21 protein-coding genes are annotated in these 23,088 nt (G+C 61.4%); 5 read left to right on the plus strand and 16 right to left on the minus strand.

What is annotated here, in order from left to right; all coding sequences use genetic code 11:
* Nucleotides 1-14: 14 nt before the first annotated feature.
* The 5 genes from MKS11_RS14350 to MKS11_RS14370 form a co-directional block, all read right to left on the minus strand.
* The gene (locus MKS11_RS14350) at nt 15-1,304 is read right to left on the minus strand and encodes an MFS transporter (RefSeq protein ID WP_004201705.1); all 1,290 of its coding nucleotides are present in this window, start codon (nt 1,302-1,304) and stop codon (nt 15-17) included.
* 41 nt (nt 1,305-1,345) lie between these two features.
* Nucleotides 1,346-2,551, minus strand: coding sequence for an L-rhamnonate dehydratase (gene rhmD / locus MKS11_RS14355; RefSeq protein ID WP_284109605.1), 1,206 nt, complete (start codon nt 2,549-2,551; stop codon nt 1,346-1,348).
* Between the two features lie 10 nt (nt 2,552-2,561).
* Nucleotides 2,562-3,347: an IclR family transcriptional regulator gene (locus MKS11_RS14360; protein ID WP_284109606.1), complete on the minus strand. Its 786-nt coding sequence runs from the start codon at nt 3,345-3,347 to the stop codon at nt 2,562-2,564.
* Between the two features lie 203 nt (nt 3,348-3,550).
* Complete coding sequence (locus MKS11_RS14365; RefSeq protein ID WP_211773116.1) at nt 3,551-4,747, minus strand: nicotinamide mononucleotide deamidase-related protein YfaY; 1,197 nt, start codon at nt 4,745-4,747, stop codon at nt 3,551-3,553.
* A gap of 102 nt (nt 4,748-4,849) precedes the next feature.
* On the minus strand, nt 4,850-5,392 hold the full coding sequence (locus MKS11_RS14370; RefSeq protein WP_004201712.1) for a YfaZ family outer membrane protein: 543 nt from the start codon (nt 5,390-5,392) through the stop codon (nt 4,850-4,852).
* Between the two features lie 414 nt (nt 5,393-5,806).
* Here MKS11_RS14370 and nudI point away from each other — a divergent pair, with 414 nt between their 5' ends.
* Nucleotides 5,807-6,232, plus strand: a complete 426-nt coding sequence (nudI, locus tag MKS11_RS14375) for a nucleoside triphosphatase NudI (RefSeq protein WP_186384452.1) — start codon at nt 5,807-5,809, stop codon at nt 6,230-6,232.
* On the opposite strand, the gene MKS11_RS14380 is transcribed toward nudI, so the two are convergent.
* On the minus strand, nt 6,224-7,630 hold the full coding sequence (locus MKS11_RS14380) for a HAMP domain-containing histidine kinase (protein ID WP_004201716.1): 1,407 nt from the start codon (nt 7,628-7,630) through the stop codon (nt 6,224-6,226). The genes nudI and MKS11_RS14380 overlap by 9 nt on opposite strands.
* Entirely contained in the window at nt 7,617-8,294 is a 678-nt protein-coding gene (gene tctD / locus MKS11_RS14385) for a transcriptional regulator TctD (protein ID WP_004201723.1), read from the minus strand. Before tctD ends, MKS11_RS14380 begins: the two co-directional genes overlap by 14 nt.
* 133 nt (nt 8,295-8,427) lie before the next feature.
* Here tctD and MKS11_RS14390 point away from each other — a divergent pair, with 133 nt between their 5' ends.
* From MKS11_RS14390 to MKS11_RS14400, 3 genes are read left to right on the plus strand one after another with little or no spacing between them, the layout of a single operon-like run.
* Nucleotides 8,428-9,408 (plus strand): tripartite tricarboxylate transporter substrate binding protein, encoded by a 981-nt coding sequence (locus MKS11_RS14390; protein WP_017899284.1) that lies wholly within the window; start codon nt 8,428-8,430, stop codon nt 9,406-9,408.
* A 15-nt stretch (nt 9,409-9,423) separates the two neighbouring features.
* Complete coding sequence (locus MKS11_RS14395; RefSeq protein WP_004201725.1) at nt 9,424-9,855, plus strand: tripartite tricarboxylate transporter TctB family protein; 432 nt, start codon at nt 9,424-9,426, stop codon at nt 9,853-9,855.
* Nucleotides 9,856-9,866: 11 nt separating this feature from the next.
* A complete protein-coding gene (locus tag MKS11_RS14400) occupies nt 9,867-11,384 on the plus strand; it encodes a tripartite tricarboxylate transporter permease (RefSeq protein ID WP_004201726.1) in 1,518 nt (505 codons plus the stop codon).
* Here the strand turns inward: MKS11_RS14400 and menE are convergent.
* The 7 genes from menE to MKS11_RS14435 form a co-directional block, all read right to left on the minus strand.
* On the minus strand, nt 11,381-12,742 hold the full coding sequence (gene menE / locus MKS11_RS14405; protein WP_211773115.1) for an o-succinylbenzoate--CoA ligase: 1,362 nt from the start codon (nt 12,740-12,742) through the stop codon (nt 11,381-11,383). The genes MKS11_RS14400 and menE overlap by 4 nt on opposite strands.
* Nucleotides 12,739-13,704 carry an o-succinylbenzoate synthase gene (gene menC / locus MKS11_RS14410; protein WP_085845911.1) on the minus strand — a complete coding sequence of 322 codons (966 nt, stop codon included), beginning with the start codon at nt 13,702-13,704 and terminating at the stop codon, nt 12,739-12,741. The genes menE and menC overlap by 4 nt, the downstream gene beginning before the upstream one ends.
* Nucleotides 13,704-14,561, minus strand: a complete 858-nt coding sequence (gene menB, locus MKS11_RS14415; protein WP_004201730.1) for a 1,4-dihydroxy-2-naphthoyl-CoA synthase — start codon at nt 14,559-14,561, stop codon at nt 13,704-13,706. The genes menC and menB overlap by 1 nt, the downstream gene beginning before the upstream one ends.
* 14 nt (nt 14,562-14,575) lie before the next feature.
* Nucleotides 14,576-15,334, minus strand: coding sequence for a 2-succinyl-6-hydroxy-2,4-cyclohexadiene-1-carboxylate synthase (gene menH / locus MKS11_RS14420; protein WP_114506356.1), 759 nt, complete (start codon nt 15,332-15,334; stop codon nt 14,576-14,578).
* A complete protein-coding gene (gene menD / locus MKS11_RS14425; protein WP_049004649.1) occupies nt 15,331-17,001 on the minus strand; it encodes a 2-succinyl-5-enolpyruvyl-6-hydroxy-3-cyclohexene-1-carboxylic-acid synthase in 1,671 nt (556 codons plus the stop codon). Before menD ends, menH begins: the two co-directional genes overlap by 4 nt.
* Before the next feature lie 81 nt (nt 17,002-17,082).
* On the minus strand, nt 17,083-18,372 hold the full coding sequence (menF, locus tag MKS11_RS14430; protein ID WP_087771676.1) for an isochorismate synthase MenF: 1,290 nt from the start codon (nt 18,370-18,372) through the stop codon (nt 17,083-17,085).
* A 135-nt stretch (nt 18,373-18,507) separates the two neighbouring features.
* Nucleotides 18,508-18,969: a GNAT family N-acetyltransferase gene (locus MKS11_RS14435; protein ID WP_004201734.1), complete on the minus strand. Its 462-nt coding sequence runs from the start codon at nt 18,967-18,969 to the stop codon at nt 18,508-18,510.
* A 57-nt stretch (nt 18,970-19,026) separates the two neighbouring features.
* On the opposite strand from MKS11_RS14435, the gene rnz reads away from it, so the two are divergent.
* On the plus strand, nt 19,027-19,947 hold the full coding sequence (gene rnz / locus MKS11_RS14440) for a ribonuclease Z (protein ID WP_004201736.1): 921 nt from the start codon (nt 19,027-19,029) through the stop codon (nt 19,945-19,947).
* A gap of 56 nt (nt 19,948-20,003) precedes the next feature.
* Here the strand turns inward: rnz and nuoN are convergent, their stop codons facing one another.
* The gene (gene nuoN, locus MKS11_RS14445) at nt 20,004-21,461 is read right to left on the minus strand and encodes an NADH-quinone oxidoreductase subunit NuoN (RefSeq protein ID WP_004201737.1); all 1,458 of its coding nucleotides are present in this window, start codon (nt 21,459-21,461) and stop codon (nt 20,004-20,006) included.
* Nucleotides 21,462-21,467: 6 nt separating this feature from the next.
* Nucleotides 21,468-22,997 carry an NADH-quinone oxidoreductase subunit M gene (gene nuoM, locus MKS11_RS14450; RefSeq protein WP_004201738.1) on the minus strand — a complete coding sequence of 510 codons (1,530 nt, stop codon included), beginning with the start codon at nt 22,995-22,997 and terminating at the stop codon, nt 21,468-21,470.
* Nucleotides 22,998-23,088 lie beyond the last annotated feature (91 nt).

The following is a 23,088-nucleotide window of genomic DNA, read 5'->3' on the forward strand; positions in this document are numbered from 1 at the left end:
AGCGATTCCTTTAATCAATGCTGTACGCTGCCGCGCTGAGGAACCGCACGGGTGAGGCTTAATGAGAAGATGATGATCACCCCGACGATGGCCACGCCGGCCAGGGTTAACAGTCCGGCGGCGCTGCTGGCGAACAGCGTTTCGGCCTGCACACGCACGATCGGCGCCAGAAAGCCGCCGATGGCGCCAAACAGGTTAACGAAGCCAATCCCGGCGGCCAGCGCCGTGCCGGAGAGCAGCTGCGTCGGCATCGTCCAGAAGACCGGCTGCACGGCAATCACCCCAACCGCCGCCACGCACAGCGCGATGATAGCCAGCACCGGCGCCACCAGTCCGGAAACCGCAATCCCGACCGCTGCCGCCAGCAGCGTCAGCGCGGCAATATTGCGCCGCTCGCCGGTGCGATCGGAGTAGCGAGGGATAAGCCAGGTGCCGAACAGCGCCGCCACCCATGGGATAGCCGTCACCACCGACGCAATGAAGCCGACTTTGGTGCCCAACAGCGCGGCGACCTGAGTAGGCAGGAAGAAAATCAGGCCATAGACCGCCACCTGAATGGTCATGTAAATCAGCGCCAGCTGCCAGACCCGCCCGTTACGCAGCGCATCGGACAGGCGCGAGGTGACCTTTTTCTCCTCCTCTCGCGCCAGCTCGCCGATCAGCGCCTGTTTCTCCGCAGCGCTCAGGAAGCGGGCATGCTGCGGCGAATCGTCCAGCCAGAAGAAGGTGAACGCTCCCGCAGCGACGGCAAGCAGGCCTTCAATCACAAACATCCAGAACCAGCCGGGATGGCCCATAAACCCATGCATCTCCAGCAGCGCGCCGGATAAAGGCGAACCGAGCGTCAGCGCCAGCGGCGCCCCCATATAAAAAAGCCCCATAATGCTGGCGCGGTTTTGCTGGGGAAACCACTGTGAAGTGAGGTAGATCATGCCGGGGAAGAAGCCCGCCTCCGCCGCGCCCAGCAGGGTGCGTACCAGCAGGAATTTCGCTTCCGTATCCGCCCACGCCATCGCCGCCGACAGCACGCCCCACAGCAGCGTGGTGCAGCCGATCCATTTTCTGGCGCCGAATTTGCGCATCAGCAGGTTGGCCGGTACCCCGAGAAAGGCATAGACCACAAAGAAAATCCCCGCCCCCAGCGCATAGGCTTCGTTGCTGAGGCCCGTATCCAGCTGGTAGGTCTCTTTGGCGAAACCGATATTCGAACGGTCAAGAAACGCCAGCACGTACAGCGCCAGCATAAAGGGGATTAAGCGGGCGCGGTTTTTCTTCACCACGCTCTCCAGCAGAGTGTTGCTCATCATAATATCCTCAGGCGTGGGCCGCCGGGCGGCCCGGGGGATCAGTGTTGATAAGGACGTTTCAGGTTGCAGTCGCGATTGAGCTCGACGCCAAAGCCGGGTTTATCCAGGACCGATTTATGAATGCGCCCCCTCTCAGGCACCGGCTCGCCGAGCAGGATCGGGTCGAACTGCGGACGCAGCGTGGCGCAGTCCGGACTGGTCATCAGAAACTCGCTGAACGGCGTGTTGGTGAAGGTGATCACCGCATGATGTGAGTACACCGACGAGCCGTGCGGCACCACCAGCTGCCCGCGCGCTTTAGCAATAGCCGCTATCTCCACCAGCGTGGTTAAGCCGCCGCACCAGCCGACGTCGGGCTGCATAATATCAATCCCGGTCTCCGACAGGGTGCGGAAGGACTGCTGGGTGCCGTGGTGCTCGCCGCTGGTCACCATCATCCCGGCGGGCGCCTGGCGCTTCAGCTCGCGATAGCCTTCATACTGCTGCGGCGGCAGGCACTCTTCGATCCACTTAAGGTTGTAAGGGGCGCAGGCATGGGCAAGTTTGGTGGCATAGTTAACGTCCTGGCTCATCCAGCAGTCCAGCATTAACCAGAAATCCGGGCCGCATTTTTCGCGCATGTCCGCCACCATGGCGACGTCTTTGCGGATCCCGGCGTCGCCATCGTGCGGCCCCCAGTGGGTGGGCATTTTGCCGCCGATAAAGCCCATCTCCTGCGCCAGATCCGGACGAGCGCCGGTAGCATAGAACTGGATTTCGTCACGCACCGCTCCGCCCAGCAGTTTGTAGACCGGCAGGCCAACCACTTTCCCGAACAGATCCCACAGCGCGAGGTCGACACAGGAGATAGTGTTCATCACCAGACCGCCGGATCCTGCGTAGTAGAGGGTGGCGTTAAGCATCTGGTCATGGATCAGTTTGATATCGCTGACGCATTTGCCTTCGATAAAGCGGTTGAGATGTTTCTCCACGATAAAGCAGCCCATCTCTCCGGCCGTCGACACGGCAAAGCCGGTCTGCCCGTTGTCAGCCTCCACTTCCACAATCAGCGTGCCCAGCACGTTGATGCCAAACGACTGGCGGGACTGCTCATACTGTTTATATTTGCTCATCGGGGTAGCGATATGATCGTCAATCCAGTGGTTAGCCCCCTGATCGTGGTAATCGCCGCCGCCGGCGCCCTGCTCTGCCGTGGCGCCGCCGGTAAACCAGGCACGGACGTGTTTAATTTTCGGTAGGGTCATGGTGTTCTCCTTATGATGAGGCGAGTTGTTCGAAGGGGCTTTTCCACCCCAGCAGTCGTGAAATATCTTTCGCGCAGGCAATCGCCTTACCGGCCAGATAATCGCGATTGTCTTCATTGATTTGCAGACGGGTGCCCACCACCGAGATGGCGGCGGTCAGGTCGTTATTGGCGTTAAACACCGGGGCGGCCTCGCAGCGCACGTCCGGGTAGTCCTCGCCATTATCAAAGCTCCAGCCCCGGGCGCGGATCCGCCCCAGCTCCTCCCGCAGCTGTTGAGCATTGCTGATGGTCGTTGGCGTAGCCCGCTCCCACTGCAGTTCATCGATAATGGATGCCTGAACCCCGGCGGGCTGCCAGGCCAGCAAACATTTGCCGATCCCGGAGCGGTAAAGCGACAGGCTCTTTCCTTCGTGCGAACGCACGCTAATGGTGGCGGGTGATTCAATTTTCAGAATGTAGTAGGCGTTACCGTGATCGATAATGCCCAGATGGCAGAGCAGGCCGCACTCATCCATCAGCCGGGTCAGGCGTGGCCGCGCCAGCTCGCGCAGGTCCATTTTGCTTAGCGCCTGCCCGGCCAGCTCCACCAGTTTGGTCCACAGGCAGTAGTTATCCTGATTATCCATACTGATGAAGCGCTGCTTTTTCAGCTCGCCCAGCAGCAGATAAACCGTGCTTTTCGGGATCCCCAGCTCCGCTATTATCGTCGCCGCGCTGCAGGGTCCGATGCGGCCAATTAAATTGAGGATCTCAATCGCGCGGGTCAGCGCCGGGACTTTCGTTGATTCCAACATACTGGACTCCAATCCTGAATACTGGAATCAGTGTTGCGGTTGTCCGGGCGGTAAAGTGTGAGCGACATCGCGGGGCAATCGCTTTCCCGTATGCTGGACCGTTCGCAGCGGAAAATTGCGACTTAACGCACAGAATTTTTTCAGGAGAGTACAACAGGCTGGACAACCGGCGCCAGGGAGAAGCCCGTGCGCCGGGAAACGACTTACAGCGAGAGGGAATCCACCACGTTAATCCAGCCATGTTCGCTGGCCAGCGGTTGGCCATTCAGCCAGCGACGCAGCAGGTTTAATGCCATCATGGCGCAGACTTCCTGACGTACCGCCAGGCTGTGGCGGGTGACGCTGAACTTCACCCGCAGCGCGAAGGTGCCGTCCGGGGTGGCCAGGGCCACGTTAAGATGCTCGTTCTCCTGGCCGCTCACCGCCAGGGCCAGGCCGGCAAAATGGTTTATGCGCCGCTCGGCCGCCCAGCGGGCCGCCTGCGCCAGCGTCTCCTCCTGCGCCGGGACCACTTCGCTGGCCAGCAGCGGCGCGCCGGCGCGGGACAGCTGGAGCGCCAGCAGACCGCCGGTAAACTGCTCGCTGAGCGTCAGGCTCAGCTGCCGCTCCTGCAGGGAGCGTGCAATCTGCGCCGGTAACCCTTCAGTGCCTTCGAAAATCAGGCTGTCGCCAGCCACTTTACGCACTTCCGGCCACAGAGCCAGCATGGCGTCACGCTGCTCAGCCGGTCCGGTCAGCTTCAGCTCAATGATCGGCATCGACGAGCGGTAGCCCATCACGACGCCAGGCGGTAACGTCAGCGGATTGAGGTTTTGCGCCAGCTCGCTTTCCGAGCGGCCAAAAGTGGTCAGCCGCAGGCATACCGGCGGCTCCGGCAGCGTAAAGCGCTGGCGCAGACGCGGTAAAATCTCCTGCTCGACCATCACTTTAAATTCAGAGGGTACGCCGGGGGTGAAAAACATCAGGCAGCGATTGAGCTGGATGGCAAAGCCACAGGCCGTGCCCACCGGGTTATTGATCATCTCGGCGCTGGCGGGGATTTCCGCCTGCTTACGGTTGCTTTCCGCCATCGGCCGCCCACGTTCGGCAAAGAAGCGGGTCATGGTATCCAGCCACTCCGGATGCAAAATAAGCCCTTCGCCTTTCGCGGTGGCCGCGGCCAGCGCGCTCAGGTCGTCGCTGGTGGGGCCGAGGCCGCCATTGACGATCAGCACATCCGCCTGTTCGCTGCGTTCGCGCAGAATCGCCACCAGCGCATCGAGATCGTCGCCGACGGTATGACGGCGCGTTAACGGTAAACCCTGATTAAAAAAGAAATCCGCCAGCCATGCTGCATTGGTGTCAACGATTTGACCATGCAACACTTCATCGCCAGTGGACAGCATTTCCACATTCAACATTGCTCACTCCTTGCCTGCCAGGTGGCAAATACTATAACGCAAAGCGGGAGGCTGACGAGGAGGAAAATCTGGCGCGGCAAGAAGAGACCGCGCCGGAGGAGATTAGAAGCTGGCGCTGGCGCCGATGTACGGGCCGTCGGCGATGGTGTTATCGCGGTTGCCATCTTTACCCGCCAGGTTCAGATAGCGATAGCCCGCCTGGATGCTGAGCGGACGCATAATGGTCCAGCTGGCGCCGACGTTGGCTTCCTGATAGCTGTCAATACCGCTGGAGAGGGAATCTGGAGAATAGTAGTAGTCGCCATACAGACGGAAGCTGTCGCCGATTTTCCACTGCAGGCCGCCGCCGACCGCGGCCGCATAGCCTTCATCACCCTGTTTCGGGTTGGTGTATACCCCTTTACCGCCCACGGTCGCGAGGAACGGCCCCAGCGGAATATTCAGGCCCAGGCCTAAACCCGCGGCGTCGCCGTCGTTATCGCTGTGCAACCAGTTACCCGAAACAGCCAGACCGGTGGACTCGGTGCCGAAGCCGACCCCAAGGTTGGTGTAATGCTCGCCTGCTTCGCCGGTAACGCTGATCGCATGGGCCGCCGAAGAAACCAGCATGACGCCAGCCAGCGCCATAAAAATGCTTTTTTTCATTATTTACTCTATCCAGAAAATTAAAATCAAAGAAGTCCCGAAAAAACTCGAAAATTCTACTGCGCACTCGTCAGGAATCAATGACCTGGCGAAATGATTTTTCACAAGAGTGTAACCAGTTGCGTCTTTTTACGGCATCGGACGTTGCCGGTGCGGGGCGTCGGGAATTCAGCGTCATTCATATTGATGTTTAATATGATTTACGCCAAATACATTGACGTTAAAAGGGGCACACCGCACGATCGGCGCGGCGAGGGGGAATTCGTCGCCCTTTCCATGGCGGTGCTCCATACGGTTATTTTCGCTTAACGTAGCACTCGACAAGGCCAGGGCTTTATTTCTGTTGCGATTTACCGAGGCGGCTCGCAAACTGTTTCATCAGCCTACCGCCCTATCCCCTGAAGGAGAAAAACCATGCGTCAAAGGACGATTGTTTGCCCGCTAATCCAAAATGATGGCCATTACCTGTTGTGCAAGATGGCTGCCGACCGCGGCGTTTTTCCCGGACAATGGGCCTTATCCGGCGGCGGCGTAGAGCCTGGGGAACGTCTTGAAGAGGCGCTGCGCCGGGAAATCCGCGAAGAGCTCGGCGAAAAACTCATCCTTACCCATATTGCGCCGTGGAGCTTCCGCGATGATACCCGTGTTAAAACTTACCCCGACGGGCGCCAGGAAGCGATCTATATGATCTATCTGATCTTCGACTGCGTCAGCGCCAATCGTGACGTGACGATCAACGAGGAGTTTGACGATTACGCCTGGGTGAAAGCGGATGAGCTTAAAAACTACGATCTCAACGCCGCTACCCACCTCACCCTGAGCATGAAGGGGCTACTCTGACGCCACGGTCGGCAGGCGCAGCGTCGCCTTCAGTCCGCCCAGGCTTTCGCTGCGCGAAAGCTGCAGGTGGCTACGATGCAGACGCGCGATATCGTTTACCAGCGCCAGCCCCAGCCCGGCGCCGGGTATCGCGCCCGCGTTATCGAGGCGGCGAAACGGCATCAGCGCCTGGTGTACCTGCTGGTCGTCAATTCCCGGGCCGCTGTCTTCCACGCTGAGCAGCACGGCGTCGCCGTCGCGATGCAGGCTAAGCGTGACCGTACCATATTCCGGGGTATAGCGAATGGCATTGTCGAGCAGGTTAGCGCACAGTTCCCCCAGCAGAACGCTATCGCCTGCCACCTGTACCGCCGACTGCTCGCCCTCATAGCCAAGATCGATATGTTTGCTCCGCGCTTGCGCAATACGCGAAAAGCAGCTGTTGCGCACAATTTCCGGCAAGTTAATCACCGCAAACGCCTGCTCCCGCTGTTTTACCGTCGCCAGCTGCAGCAACCGCTCCGTTAACAAGACCGTATCGTCCAGCGTGGCGCGCATCGCCTGCAGGCTTTCGCGCCACAGTTGCGGATCGTCGCTGGCCAGCGCAACCGAAGCCTGCGTTTTCAGCACCGCCAGCGGCGTTTTCAGCTGATGGGAAGCATCGGCGCTGAAGCGCTCCTGACGGGAGATCATCACCCGCAGGCGGTCGATATAGCGGTTGAACGCGACAATCAGCAGCCGCGTTTCTGACCAGGGCAGCAGCTCCGGCAGCGGCGTCAGCAGGCCGGGTTCACGGCGCACCATCAGCGCGGAGAGCTGGCGCATGGGCCGCAGCACGCGGCGCAGCAGCCAGGCTGCCAGCACCAGCGTCAACAGGACCAGTAACCCCTGCGACACCCAGGATGAGAAGAGTAATTGTCCAGCCAGCCAGCGGCGGGACTGCAGCGTTTCGGCAATATAGATCTCCGCCATGCCCACGATGCCCCCTTCGTTGATGGGCTGCAGCAGGCGCGCCACGCGAATTGCCTGACCGCGATATTCGGTATGATAAAACCATGCCAGCGCCGGATAGAGCTGAGTTCGCGAGGTGGAGGGCGGCATCGCGGGCAGATCGTCATAGCCGGAAATGACCTTCCCCTGCGGGTCAAGCACCTTGTAATAGAGGCGATCGTTCATGTTGAGCTCGAAGCTGTCCAGCACCACCCAGGGCACATTCACCTCCAGTTGCCCTCCGCGCACCACCAGCCGTTCGGCCACCGTCCGCGCCGACGACAGCAGGGTACGATCGTAGGCTTGCGTCGCCGCCTGCAGCGCGCTGACGTAGCTATTAAACGCGGAGAGTCCCCACAGCAGGACCAGCGGCAGGCCGAGAAACAGCAACAGTTGGGCATAGAGCGATTGCGGCTTACCCCATCTCATGGCGCTCGCACTCAAGCAGATAGCCTAACCCGCGCAGGGTGGTTATACGCACATTGCTCGCCTGAAGTTTCTTGCGCAGACGGTGAATATAGAGTTCGATGCTTTCCGGACTGACGTCGTCGCTAAGACTGAACACCTGTTCGAATAACTGCTGGCGCGAAACCGGGCGGGTGCGGCGAAACATCAGCACCTTCAATAACGCCAGCTCACGCGGCGTCAAAGACAGCATCTGGCCACGGAGTAAAAAATAGCCTTCGTCACAATACGCCAGCTCGCCAAGCTGCTGCACCTCATGCACCTGCCCTTCGCTGCGCCGGAGCAGCGCCCGCAGGCGGGCGTCGAGCTCTTCCAGCTCAAAGGGCTTGGGTAAATAGTCATCCGCGCCGGCATTTAAACCTTTCACCCGGTCCGCTACCGCGCTGCGGGCGGTCAGCAACAGCACCGGCAGAGTCTGCCCGCGCTTGCGCAGCCGCTGGACCACTTCAAGGCCATCGTACCCCGGCATACCGATATCCAGCACCGCCAGCGCATATTGCTCGCTTTGCAGCAGATGGTCGGCCGCACGCCCGTCAGCGACGCAATCCACGGCAAAACCGCCCTGCACCAGCGCTTTTTCCAGCCAGTGAGCCAGCTCACGATTATCCTCGGCTAATAAGAGACGCATATCACATCCTGTAACGTTGCTGCCGCATTGAAAGGGAAATGAAAGGTAACTGTTTTAACAATCATGCAACCGAATCGCCATATGTCGGTTCACATAATCAAAAAAACCTGCCCTGTACCTGCTGAGGAAGCCTATGAAAACGCCATTTCTCCGTCATCTGAGCGCCATCGCGCTGTGCCTCTGTACCACATCCGCCTTCGCCGCGGAGGCCCCGTCCCGCACCGAATGTATCGCGCCTGCTAAACCGGGCGGCGGCTTTGACCTGACCTGTAAGCTGATTCAGGTGAGCCTGATGGAAACCGGCGCCATCGAAAAACCGATGCGCGTCACCTATATGCCCGGCGGCGTGGGCGCGGTGGCCTACAACGCCATTGTCGCCCAACGCCCGGCAGAGCCGGGGACCGTCGTCGCCTTCTCCGGCGGCTCGCTGCTAAACCTGTCGCAGGGTAAATTCGGCCGTTACAGCGTCGATGACGTGCGCTGGCTGGCGAGCGTCGGCACCGACTACGGCATGATCGCCGTGCGCGCCGATTCGCCATGGAAAGATCTGAAATCGTTTATGACCGCGATGGAGAAAAACCCCTCCAGTATCGTGATTGGCGCCGGGGCCTCTATCGGCAGTCAGGACTGGATGAAAGCGGCGCTGCTGGCGCAAAAAGCCAACGTCGACCCGCATAAAATGCGCTATGTCGCCTTTGAAGGCGGCGGCGAGCCGGTGACCGCGCTGCTCGGTAACCATGTGCAGGCAGTCTCCGGCGATCTCAGCGAGATGGTGCCCTATCTGCAGGGTAATAAAATCCGCGTGCTGGCGGTCTTCTCCAGTGAACGACTGCCGGGCGCGCTCGCCGATGTCCCCACTGCAAAAGAGCAGGGCTACGACCTGGTCTGGCCGATTATTCGCGGCTTCTTTATGGGCCCGAAAGTCAGCGACGCCGAGTACCAGTGGTGGGTCGATGAATTCACTAAACTGCAGCAAACCGAAGCGTTCAAAAAGCAACGTGAACTGCGCGGCCTGTTTGAATTCAATATGAACGGCAAGGCGCTCGATACCTACGTTAAGCAGCAGGTCAGCGACTACCGCGAACAGGCGAAAGCCTTTGGCCTGGCAAAATAAACCGCGGAGGCGCTCATGAGCGATCGTATTTTTGCCGGAGTATGGCTGTTGTTATGTACTGGCGGTCTGTTTATCGCCTGGCAGATCCATAGCGAATACTCCTATGAACCCGTCGGCCCGCGCCCCTTCCCGCTCGGGATCATCGGCCTGATGCTGCTGTGCTCGGCGTTAATGCTGCTGCGTCGCCCGGACGCCGTCGAGTGGCCGGGACGGCATGTGCTGCAGCGTCTGCTGACCATGGTCGTGGTGCTGGTGGTGTACGCCTGGGGGTTTGAATGGCTCGGTTTTCCGTTGGCCACCGCGCTGCTGACGGCGATCATTGGTCTGCTGTTCGGCGCGACGCTGCCGGCGGCGGGCATTGCCGGCGTCGCGATGGGCGTGTCGTTATGGTACGCCTTCGACACCCTGCTCGATGTCACCCTGCCCCTCGGCATCTGGTTTAATTAACGGAGGCGTTTATGGATACCTGGATCTATCTCTCGCAGGGCTTCGCCGTCGCCATGACGCCGGAGAACCTGCTGATCGCCCTGATCGGCTGCTTTGTCGGGACTATCGTCGGCCTGCTGCCGGGGCTGGGCCCTATCAACGGCGTGGCGATCCTGCTGCCGCTGGCTTTCGCCCTTCACCTGCCCGCGGAATCGGCGCTGATCCTGCTGGCGACGGTCTATATCGGTTGCGAATACGGCGGGCGAATCTCATCGATTCTGTTGAACGTGCCCGGCGATGCCGCCGCCATTATGACCGCCCTCGACGGCTATCCGATGGCCCAGCAGGGTCGCGGCGGCGTTGCGCTGTCGATTTCCGCCGTCAGTTCCTTCTTTGGCTCACTGATCGCCATCGGCGGTATTATTTTGTTCGCGCCGCTGCTCGCCCAGTGGTCGCTGGCGTTCGGTCCGGCGGAATACTTCGCGCTGATGGTCTTCGCCATCGCCTGTCTTGGCAGCATGATGGCGCAGAACCCGCTGAAGTCGTTCCTCGCGGCGTTAATCGGCCTGGGTCTGGCGACGGTGGGCGTAGACGCCAATACCGGGGTTTACCGCTTCACCTTCGACAGCGTCCATCTCTCCGACGGCGTGCAGTTTATTGTGGTGGTGATCGGCTTGTTCTCGGTTTCGGAGATCCTGCTGATGCTGGAGAGCACCAGCGGCGGACAAACCCTGGTGCGGAAAACCGGACGGATGCTGTTTAACACCAAAGAGGCCGCACAGTGCGTCGGCGCGACGCTGCGCTCCTCGGTGGTGGGTTTCTTCGTCGGTATTCTGCCCGGCGCCGGGGCGACCATCGCCAGCGCCATTACCTACATGACGGAGAAAAAACTCAGCGGTAACAGCGATAACTTCGGCAAGGGAGATATTCGCGGCGTGGCGGCGCCGGAAGCGGCCAATAACGCCTCCGCCTGCGGTTCCTTTATTCCCATGCTGACGCTCGGCGTGCCAGGGTCCGGCACCACCGCGGTGATGATGGGCGCGCTGACGCTGTATAACATTACGCCCGGCCCGGCGATGTTCACCGAACAGCCGGATATCGTCTGGGGGCTGATTGCCGCCCTGCTGATCGCTAACGTGATGCTGCTTATCATGAACATTCCGCTGATCGGCCTGTTCACCCGTATGCTGACCATTCCGCTGTGGTTTCTGGTCCCGGCCATCGCCGCGGTCTCCGCCGTCGGCGTTTACGCGGTACACAGCACCACTTTTGACCTGTTGCTGATGGTGGGGCTTGGCGTGCTTGGCTACATCATGCGCAAAATGCACTTCCCGATGTCGCCGCTGATCCTTGGCTTCGTGCTGGGGGAGATGCTGGAGCAGAACCTGCGCCGCGCGCTGTCCATCAGCAACGGCAACCTGGCGATCCTGTGGCAAAGCGGGGTAACCAAAACGCTGCTGGTGCTGGCCATCGCCGTGCTGGTGGTGCCGCCGCTGCTGCGTCTGCGGCGTAAACAGCGCCAGCGTCGCGCCGAAGCCAATATCGGCTAAGCCGGCGAATTGACCCATTCGCGCAGCGCCCGGCGCGAGATCTTAATCCCACCGTTCTTTAACGTTTCCGGCAGCCGCAGCCAACGCACCGGCTGCTGGAAACGCGCCAGCCGCTCCGCGCTCCATGCCGCCAGCACACTGATCTCGCAGCCATCATCGCATTCCACCACCGCGACCGGACGCTGGCCATATTCCGCATCGTCCAGCGGCACGACAAACGCTTGCTGTATCTGCGGATGCGCCACGATGATCCGTTCCACCTCCTCAGGCTGGATCCCTTCCCCACCGCTGAAAAAGAGATTATCCAGGCGCCCGAGGAGAGTGAGCCGTCCATTGATGATCTCGCCGCGATCGCGGGTGGCAAACCACCCTTCGTCGTTGGTCAATGGCAACAATTGACCGTCGCGCCAGTAGCCCGCGGCCATACTCGCCGCCCGCAGCCAGACCTCGCCGGCAACGATTTTCATCTCCCGCCCCGGCAACGGCGCGCCCACATCCGCCGCGCCGTCGGCCTCTTTGGCGCAGACGGTGGAAGCAAATTCGGTCAGGCCATAGCCGCAGTAGGTGCATACCCCCTGCCCCCGCGCCCGCTCGGTCAACTCGACGGGGATCGCCGCGCCGCCAAGCAGCACCGCCTTGAGGGAGAGCGCAGCATCGTCATTCAGCAGGCGCCACAGCTGTGTCGGCACCAGCGAAGCGTGGGTGCAGCCCTGCAGCATCTGCGCCAGCGGCTGTTTATCGCGCACCGTCAGCCGCGCGCCGGCCAGCAGCCAGCGCCACATAATCCCCTGGCCGGAGACATGAAACAGCGGCAGCGACAGCAGCCAGTCATCTTCTGCGGCAAACGGCATCAGCGCCAGCACGCCGGCGGCGCTGGCCAGATGGGCGCTGGCATCATGCACTGCCGCCTTCGGCAGACCGGTCGACCCCGAGGTCAGCGTCATTGAGGCGAAACGATCCCCGCGCCACGGCACAGCATGGGTTCCCACTGTCGTCTGCAGGGTTAACGCCGGTAAATCCCCCGGCAGCGCATCGCCGTTAAGCACCAGCTGATGCTGGACGGTCAACGCTGGCAGCAGTTCCTGCAGCAACGCTGCGGGCAGTTGCGGATTCAGCGGCAGCACCCGCGCGCCGCACTGCAGCAGCGCCAGCCAGGCCAGCAGCGTCGACGGCTGGTTAAAAGCCTGCAGCGCCACCCCATGACCTGCCGTTACGCCCTGCGCGGCAAAGCCGGCCGCCAGCGCGTCAACGTGGGCGCACAGGTCGCGCCAGGTCAGCGGTTGGTCATTCAGGCGCAGCGCCTGCGCCTCTCCGCGCCGCTGGCGCCAGTGGCGCCAGGGCCAGTCGCAAAAGGTCACAACAGCGCCTCCAGCGTATCCATGTTGATCATCGGCAGGGTGCTTTCCGGCCACGGCCGCACCAGCTGGGCGCCCATCAGCGACAGGGTGTCCAGTCCGGGGATGGTCTGCGGCGTCAGCCAGGCGGCAACCCGCGCCAGCTGAGTTAACCCGAGGCTGGACTCGATCGACGAACTGATCACCGCGCTCAGCCCCAGCGCATGGGCCGCGGCGACCTGCTGCTGAACCTGGTGTAAACTGCCGGTTAGCGTCGGCTTAATCACCACCGCGCGCACGCCCGGCTCGGCGACAAAGCGAAAATCCGCCTCGCGAAGGCTTTCATCCCAGGCGATAGCGATCCCGGCTTCGCGGCTAAAGGCCCGCGAGTCCTCCCGCGTTTTACAGGGCTCCTCAATAAACGCAATGCGCTGGCGATACGCCGGATTGACGTATTTCGCAAACTGCTGCGCTTTCAGCGGCGTCCAGGCCCGGTTGGCATCCAGACGCAGCTGCAGGTCGGGGATGGCTTCCAGCAGCAGATTAACCACCATGCCGTCGCGGACCGCCTCCCAGAGCCCCACTTTCACCTTAGCGACTTTCTCGCCGGGCATCGCCGCCAGTCTGGCGAACAGCTCATCCGGATCGCCGGAGCAGAGCGGCGCTGCGCGATAATCCGCGGCCAGCGGCAGCTCGCCGCTGAGCTCCGCCTGCGCGCAGCTGATGCCAAACGCGACAGAGGGCAGCGCAGGAAGCGCCGGCTCCGCGCCGTCGCGCCAGGCCTGCGCCCACGCCAATAGCGCCGCCTGCGCCTCCTCCAGGGTCTCTGCGCTGAATCCCGGCAGGGGAGATATTTCCCCCCAGCCCTCCCGTTCACCCTCCCGCAGGTGGATGAACAGCCCGTCGCGGGTTTTTAACCGCCGTTCGCGCAGCACCACGCCCGCGTCCATCGGTATCTGCCAGCGGTAAACCTGCGATACGCGCATTAGGGATTCCGTTTAAATTTGCTGAAGTCCGGCTGACGTTTCTGGTTGAAGGCATTGCGGCCTTCCTGCCCCTCTTCCGTCATGTAGAACAGCATGGTGGCGTTGCCCGCCAGCTCCTGCAGACCGGCCTGGCCGTCGCAGTCGGCGTTCAGCGCCGCTTTCAGGCAGCGCAGCGCCATTGGACTGTTCTGCAGCATTTCCCGACACCAGCGGACCGTCTCTTTTTCCAGATCCGCCAGCGGCACCACGGTGTTCACCAGCCCCATATCCAGCGCCTGCTGCGCGTCATACTGACGGCAGAGGAACCAGATTTCCCGCGCTTTTTTCTGCCCGACGATGCGCGCCATATAGGAAGCGCCCCAGCCGCCGTCGAAGGAGCCGACCTTCGGCCCGGTCTGACCGAAGATGGCGTTTTCCGCCGCGATGGTCAGATCGCACATCATGTGCAGCACATGGCCGCCGCCGATAGAGTAGCCGGCCACCATCGCCACCACCGGTTTCGGGCAGGTGCGGATCTGGCGCTGAAAGTCGAGTACGTTGAGATGATGTACGCCGGAGTCATCCTGATAGCCGCCGTAATCACCGCGAACTTTCTGATCGCCGCCCGCGCAAAAGGCTTTCTCACCTTCGCCGGTCAGGACAATCACCCCGATATTGTCGTCATAACGGGCATCCGCCAGTGCCTGGATCATTTCTTTGACGGTCAGCGGGCGGAAGGCGTTGCGCACCTGCGGGCGGTTGATAGTGATTTTGGCAATGCCGTCGGCCGATTTGTGGTAGCGAATATCGGTATAGCCTTCGGAACAATCGTGCCATTCAACAGGGGCATAGAGCATTGCTTCATCAAGAGAGATCATAGAATGTCCTTCAGTTAACTTGCCAAAATCTGCGCCAGACAGGCAATCACCGCCGCCGGGTTGTCCCGGTGCGCGTTGTGTCCGGCATGGTGAATAAGATGGAGATCCGCCGCGAGCGCCTGGGCGATGGCGCGAAACTTCGCGTCGCGCTCGCCGCACAGGTAGTGAAAGGGGAAATCGCGCGCCTGCAGGGACGCGCGCAGATCGACCTGCCCGGCAAGGGAGGTCGCCTGCAGCATCTCGGCCAGCGTCGCGCCGTTGTTCCGGCTGCGTAAGGCGACCAGCGCCGCGCGCTGCCCGGCGTTCAGTGAAGCGAAGACCGGCTGCTGATACCAGTCGGCAAAGACCTGCGCCAACGGCTCATGGCGAAAACGGTCCGCCCAGGCGCTGTCGTTGCTGCGCCGCGCCCGCCGCGCTTCGGCATCCTGCAGGCCAGGATGGCCGCCTTCGACGATCAGGCCGCGCAGGCCCGCGCGCGGCTGGCAGGCGAAGTTCATCGCCACCCGGCCCCCCAGCGAGTAGCCGATCAGCCAGTAGTTAAGTATGTTGTAACTATTAAGCGTAGCCTGCAGCAAAATATTGACCCCGGCAAAGTCCTGCACTGCGATATTCGCGGAGCCGCCGTGGCCCGGCAGATCGAGATACAGCCGCGGCCAGGCGCGAAACGCGTCGCCCACTTCCCGCCACTCGTTGCGGTCGCCGGAAAAACCGTGCAGAAAGACCAGCCAGGGATAACCCGGCTGGCCATGTTCGACAGCCGCGCTGAGGGTCACAGGCGGCTTACCTGCGCCAGCAGCTGCTGGAGGGTCTGTGTGCCGTCGGTCTCATTGACCGCCAGCTCAATCACCGTCGCCCCTGCCCTGCGCCAGGCGCCGGCCAGCGCCTCATCCAGCGCCTGCCAGTCAGCCGGGCGATGATAGGCCAGACCGAACATCGCCGCCGCGTGGCTGAAATCAACATCCTGCGGCATTAAGTAGAACTGACGCCGCTCGTCCTGCGGCGTCGGCAACATGGAGAAAATCTGCCCGCCGTTGTTGTTCACCACGATCAGCACCAGCGGCGCCGACGCCTGGCGCAGTAGGGCCAGCGAGTTGAGATCGTACAGCGCCGAAAGATCGCCGACGATGGCCAGGGTTGGCCTGGCGCTGGCGCGCTGCACGCCGGCGGCGGTGGCGATCAAGCCATCAATGCCGCTGGCGCCGCGGTTGCTGTAAACCGGGTAGCCGGCCGGCAGCTGCGCCAGGGCGTCGATCAGGCGCACCACCAGGCTGTTGCCGACAAACAGTTGCCCCTGTTCCGGCAGATAGCGGCGAATTCGCTGCGCCAGCTGCGCTTCGCCAAAGGGTTCGTTGCTGGCGACCGCCGCCTCCCACGCCTGACGGGCCAGTTCAGGAATGGCCGTCGCCCACGGCTGGCGTTTCTCCGCCGGGTGCAGCTCAAGCCAGCGGTCAACGCTGGCAAGCAGACGGCGGCCGCGGTGCTGTGCCGGATCGAGACGACCGGGCAGATTATCCACCAGCCAGTATTCATCAGGCTCGCAGGTGGCCTGCCACTGCAGAACCCGCTTGCCGGTCAGGCTGCTGCCGAGCTGAACCACGATCTGCGCCTGCGCCAGCTCGCTCACCGCTTTGCCATTGCCCAGCCACAGGTCAGCGCACGGCAGCGGCTGCCCGGTCTGCGACAGGACATCGCCGATCAGCGGCCAGCCGAGTGTTTGGGCCCACTCGGCCACTTTTTTCCCTTCGGCAGCGCTCATTCTGCCCGCCACGACCACGCCGCGCTTTTGCCGCCAGAAGAACCAGTCGCGCTGTTTCTCACTTTCCCTCTGCAGCGCCTGACGTAACCAGGGCTTATCGCTCTGCCACCAGCTGCCGAGCTGCTGCTGCCACTCCACGCCGGTATCATCCATATCGCCATACAGCGGTTCGGCGAACGGGCAGTTGATATGCACCCCGCCGGCGTGCAGCTCGCCCAGCACCTGGTCGATGGTCGAGACCAGCCAGCGGGCGGAAATATCCTGCGAGGGACGCGGCAGAGAAATCGTCTGCGACGGATGGGAGGCGAACATCCCCGGCTGACGAATCGCCTGATTGGCGCCGCAGTCGATCAGCTCCGGCGGACGGTCGGCGGTCAGGAGAATCAGCTTTTCCCCGGTGAGCCCTGCCTCAATCAGCGCCGGGTAAAGGTTCGCGGTGGCGGTCCCGGAGGTCACAATGACCGCCACCGGCTGGCGGCTGGCTTTCGCCAGACCGAGCGCCAGGTGGCCGAGGCCGCGTTCGTCAAAATGGGTATGATGGATAAAGGCGCGGTTTTCCGCCGCCGCCAGGGTTAAGGGTGTCGAGCGCGAGCCCGGCGCGATGCAGATATGCTGCACACCGTGGCGCGTTAAAGCTTCCAGGATCACCGCCGCCCAGCGTCGGTTAAATGCGCTTACTGACATGAAATTGTCCGGTATCAAATATTGATGCTAAGTATAGATAAGCCAAAGTGACGGCGTTTTGATATGCATCGTCATTCCCGCTTATGGACAGAGTAGCGAGCGCAGCCCGGCCGCTTTGTTGTCAATCTCCTGCCACTCCTGCAGCGCATCGGAGCCGCTGACGATCCCCGCCCCGGCATACAGTCGCAGGGTGTCGTTGTCCACTTTCGCCGAACGCAGCGCCACGCAAAACTCGCTTTGCGCCAGCGACAGATACCCGGCGGAACCGGCGTACCATTCACGGGAAAAAGGTTCATGGCGCTGAATGAATGCCAGCGCCGCCCGCCGCGGCAGGCCGGCCACCGCGGCGGTAGGCTGCAGCTGCAGCAGACAGCGGCTGTCGTCAGGCTCCGCCAGTTCGGTCCAGATGCAGCGTCGAAGATGCTGTACCTTGCGCAACCTCACCACCTGCGGCGGCAGAACGTCCAGCGTCGAGGCCTCACTCTGCAGGCGCTGGCAGATATCCTCCACCACCAGCATGTTTTCCCGCTGATTTTTGTCGTCTTTCATCAACCAGTCGGCCAACTGCTGCGCCTTCGCGTCATCCTGATGATTAGCGACGGTGCCCGCCAGCGCTTCGGTGCGCAGCAGCGCGCCGCGCCGGCGCCACAGCCGCTCCGGCGTGGAGCCGAAAAACGCGTGACGGGCATTGAACGCCATCAGGAAATGAAAACAGTTAAGATTGCGGCTGCGGCTGGCGGCCATGATGCTCACGGCATCCAGCGGGGCGGCAAACTGCAGGTCGGTTGCCCGCGCCAGCACCACTTTATCCATGTCGCCGGCGGCGATGGCCTGCGTCGCCAGCTCTATCATTGCCTGCCACAGGGGATAATCGGAGGAGTGGCGCTCGCTCAACAGCGGCGGTACGCCGCCAGGGGTCGCCTGGACGGTGGTCAGGCTGGCGAGAAAATCACGCGCCGTCATGGCATCGTCGCGCAGTGAGAGGTCGCTGTGCAGCACCAGCCGCATCACGGCCCTGCCGCCGCACCGACGCCATTCCAGACGCGGCAGCACCAGCCGGCCTTGCTGCGGGGCAAACGCATTCAGGCCGCAGATGCGCAGATCCTGCCGTCCGGCCTGGTGTAAAAAGCGGTTCGCCGCGTCGAGCGAGGGAAAGCTTTTTACCGCCCCCAGCGCCGCCAGCTCCTCGTCGCCATTGCGCTGTTGCCAGTAGAACTGCGGCCACTGCGGCTGCTGGCCGCACCATAGCAGCGGATCGAAGGCATCATTCAGCGGAAAGGCAATATCGATAATTCGCGTGCCGGGTGAGTCAGGAAAGGGCTCACTCAGGCCGTCACGTAAACGGGCCAGCGCAGTGGAAACAGACAGCACGCAAACCTCCACGGTAGTAAAACCCCACATTATAAGGGGTTCGACGGCGGAATAGCAGTACCCATGACGAGGGAGCGGGTTTTATCTTACCTGCTCGCCGGCCCGGAACAGGGTTGGAATGTGAGTGTTGAGGGGTCAAACAGCGCGGCTTTCCCGCGCCATGCCGATGTGCGGAATGCCATCCTCATCATAGACCTCAGTCACCGGCGTAAAACCGAAGTGGGCGTAAAAAGCTTGCAGGTGCGCCTGCGCCCCAAGGTAAATCGACTTTTGCGGCCAGTGCCGCTGACAGCTGGCCAGCGCCTGCGCCATCAACTGATGGCCAAGCTTTTCGCCGCGCGCGGCGGGGCTGACGATAACCCTGCCAATCACCACCGGATCGTACATCTCTTCGCTTTTAAGGATCCGCGCATAAGCCACCAGTTCGCCATCGCGCCAGCCGAGCAGATGGCGATTTTCCCCGACCAAATCATCGCCGTCGACATCCTGATAGGCGCACTGCTGCTCCACGACAAAGACTTCGCTGCGCAGCTTCAGCAGCGCATACAGCTGGGGAACGGTGAGTTCACTATGATGGAGATCCTGCCAGGTCATCATCTGCTGCTCCTTATTGATATACTGATGTTTTGCGACTCGCCCTGAGGACACTGGACGATGGAATTAACTTTTTTGGGGACATCCGCCGGGGTGCCGACCCGCACGCGTAATATGACGTCGATAATACTCAATTTGCAACAGCCAACCCGCGCCGAAATGTGGTTGTTTGACTGCGGCGAAGGGACCCAGCATCAGTTTCTGCATACGCCCCATCATCCTGGCAAACTGAATAAGATCTTTATTACCCATTTGCACGGCGACCATCTGTTCGGCCTGCCCGGGCTGCTGTGCAGCCGCTCGATGCAGGGGAATTCGCTGCCGCTGACGGTCTACGGACCAACAGGAATAAAAGAATTCATTGACACCGCGCTGCGCCTCAGCGGCTCGTGGACCGACTATCCTCTGACCATCATCGAAGTCGGCCCCGGTCTGGTGTTCGACGAAGAGGGCTATCGGGTCACCGCGTTCCCGCTTAGCCATCCGGTGGAGTGCTACGGGTATCGCATTGAGCAACACGACAAGCCCGGCGCCCTCGACGCCGCCCAGCTGATTGCCGACGGCGTGCCTCCCGGGCCGCTGTTTCACCGCCTTAAGCGCGGTGAACAGGTGACGCTGGCGGATGGCCGGGTGATCGACGGCAGCCGCTACCTGGGGCCCGCCACGCCGGGTAAAACGCTGGCCATCTTTGGCGATACCGCCCCCTGCCCGCAGGCGCTGGAGATGGCGCGCGGGGCGGATGTGATGGTCCACGAGACCACCCTGGAGCAGGCGATGGCGGAGAAAGCCAATAGTCGCGGCCACTCCTCCAGTCAGCAGACCGCGACGCTGGCTAAAGAGGCAGGCGTCGGCACGCTTATCGCCACCCACTTTAGCTCACGCTACGATGCCGAGGGCTGCCTGCGGATGCTGGCGGAATGCCGGGAGATTTTCCCGGACACCCTGCTGGCGGAAGACTTTATGGTTTACACGGTGGCGTAACATTCCGGGCATAAAAAAACCGCCATTCCGGCGGTTTTTTTATTGAGACAATCCACTTACATCAGCGGCGTCGCCAGCTGCACGATGCTAATCAGCGGCTGCGGCCAGATACCGAGCACCAGCACCAGCAGGGCAGAGATCAGCACCACGATACCGCCGGCGCTGTACTGCCAGTTCGACGGCGCATCACGGTTCAGCTGCTCCGGCGCGCTCAGGTACAGGCTCACCGCCACGCGCAGGTAGTAGTAGAGACCGATCGCCGAGCCGACAACCACCGCGGCAACCAGCCACCACAGATGGGCGTGAACACCGACGGCCAGCACGTAGAACTTACCGATAAAGCCAAGAGTCATTGGGATACCGGCCAGGGAGAGCATCATCACCGTCATCACCGCCGACAGGATCGGACGGTGCCAGAACAGACCGCGGTAGGAGAACAGCGAGTCCGCGTCCGGGCCACGGTATGGGCTGGACATCAGGCTGACCACGCCGAACGCGCCGAGGCTGCTGAACAGGTAGCCGGCCAGGTAGACGCCAACGGCTTCCATCGACATTTCGCCGCTTTGCAGGGCGATCAGCGCCACCAGCAGATAGCCGAGGTGGGAAATAGAAGAGTAACCGAGCAGACGTTTGATATTGGTCTGGCTCAGCGCCATCAGGTTACCGAAGATGATAGAGGCGAAGGCGATCAGCCCCAGCACCACGCGCACCGCTTCGCTGTTGCCCACCGGCATGTACAGGAACAGACGCATCACCACGCCGAAGATGGCGATCTTGCTGGCGGTCGCCAGGAAGGTGGAGACCGGCGCAGGCGCCCCCTGGTAAACGTCCGGCGTCCACAGGTGGAACGGCACCAGCGACAGCTTAAAGCCAAGACCGACGATCATCAGGCCGAGACCCGCCAGCAGCAGCGGCTCGTGCAGCGTGTTGTCCGCCAGGCTCTTGCCCAGCGCAAGGAAGGACAGGTTGCCGGAGTTCGCATACACCAGCGCCATACCGAACAGCAGGAAAGAGGAGGCTGCCGCGGAGAGGATGGTGTATTTGATGCTCGCTTCCAGCGAACGCTTCTGGCGGAAGGCGTAGCCGACCAGACCGAACAGCGGCAGCGAGATTAACTCAATGCCGAGGAACAGCGCCGCCAGATGATTCGCACCGGCCAGCAGAATGCCGCCCAGGGCGGCGATCAGCACCAGCAGGTAGAACTCTTCTTTGTTGTCCTTGTAACCCTCAAGCCACGGATAGGCGAAAGTACAGGTGGCGAGACTCGCCAGCAGCACCAGCCCAGTGTAGAGCATCGCGTAGCCGTCAACGCGGATCAGCGGCGTGACGTCCATTGCCCCATTCTGGCCGACGAACCAGAGCGAGACCAGCGCGGCGTTAAGCCCGAGAACCGACAGCGTGGCATTGAGAAAATGATTGCGTCGCCACGCAATGGAGAGCATCACAACCACCACCGTCAAGCCGACGATCAGCAGCGGTAGCAGTGCGATCAGTTGTTGTGGAGTTATTGTCATGGCGAATTACGGCCTTGTAGTAGAAACAGAATTAACAAACCACTGCTGAATGTTGCTCATCGCAGCATGCGAGGTGTCGAGGATCGGCTGCGGGAAGAAGCCCAACAGCACCAGCAGCACCACCAGCAGCAGGATGATAGACAGTTCACGCAGGGACATCCCCGGCAGCGCTTTCGCCGCGATTTCGCTTTTCGCTTTACCGAAGTAAGCGCGATGCAGCATCGACAGCGAGTAAACGGACGCGAATACCAGACCAAAGGTCGAGATCACGGTGATCACCGGCACCACTTTATAGCTGCCGAACAGGATCATAAATTCGCCGACGAAGTTACCGGTGCCCGGCATCCCCAGGGTGGCGACGGCGAAGAACATCGACATCGCCGGCAGCCATTTGATTTTGCTCCACAGACCGCCCATCTGACGCATGTCACGGGTATGTAGACGTTCGTACAGCTGGCCGCAGAGAATAAACAGACCCGCCGCGGAGAGACCGTGAGCAATCATCTGGATCACCGCCCCCTGATACGCCAGCTGGCTGCCGGTGTAGATAGCAATCAGCACGAAGCCCATGTGGGACACGGAGGTGTAGGCGATGAGACGTTTGATATCAGTCTGGGCAAAGGCCATCCACGCGCCGTAGAAGATCCCGATCACGCCCAGCCACATGGCGATAGGCGCAAACTCGGCGGAGGCGTTCGGGAACAGCGGCAGCGCAAAGCGCAGCAGACCGTAGGCCGCAGTTTTCAGCAGGATCCCCGCAAGGTCGACGGAACCGGCGGTCGGCGCCTGGGAGTGGGCGTCCGGCAGCCAGCCGTGCAGCGGCACCACCGGCATTTTCACCGCGAAGGCGATGAAGAAGCCGAGCATCAGCAGATATTCCACGCCGTGGGACATCGGGGTTTTCAGTAGCTCTTCATAGTTGAAAGTCCACACGCCGGTGGCGTTGAAGTGGACGAATGCCAGCGCCAGAATGGCAATCAGCATCACCAGGCCGCTCGCCTGGGTATAGATGAAGAACTTGGTGGCCGCCGTGATACGCGTTTTACCATCAGAGGCTTTGTGGCCCCACAGCGCGATCAGGAAGTACATCGGCACCAACATCATTTCCCAGAAGAAGAAGAACAGGAACATGTCGATGGCGAGGAACACGCCGATGACGCCGCCCAGGATCCACATCAGGTTGAGGTGGAAGAAGCCCTGGTATTTTTCGATTTCGCGCCAGGAACAGAGCACCGCCAGCACGCCGAGCAGGCCGGTCAGCACTACCATCAGCAGCGACAGGCCGTCGATCGCCAGATGAATGCTAATGCCGAAGCGTGGGATCCACGGCAGCACGAACTCAGATTGCCACTGCGGAATACCCGCGGATTGCGTCAGAGAATAGCCGCCCTGCATCCACAGCTGCAGGCCAAGCACCAGCGTCAGTCCCATGGTAATCAGCGCGATCCAGCGCGGCACTTTCACGCCAAAGCGTTCGGTCTGCCAGCACAGGAAGCCGCCGATAAAGGGGATTAATATCAACCAAGGCAATAACATGGTGATTTTTATTCCTTATTTAAGTCCGGTTCAGGCTATCTTACTCGTCATAACGAACTCCGGCTGTGCTCACAATCCTCACGTACTTTAG

Source organism: Klebsiella sp. K5-45, assembly GCF_030128605.1.
Lineage (GTDB): Bacteria > Pseudomonadota > Gammaproteobacteria > Enterobacterales > Enterobacteriaceae > Klebsiella > Klebsiella quasipneumoniae.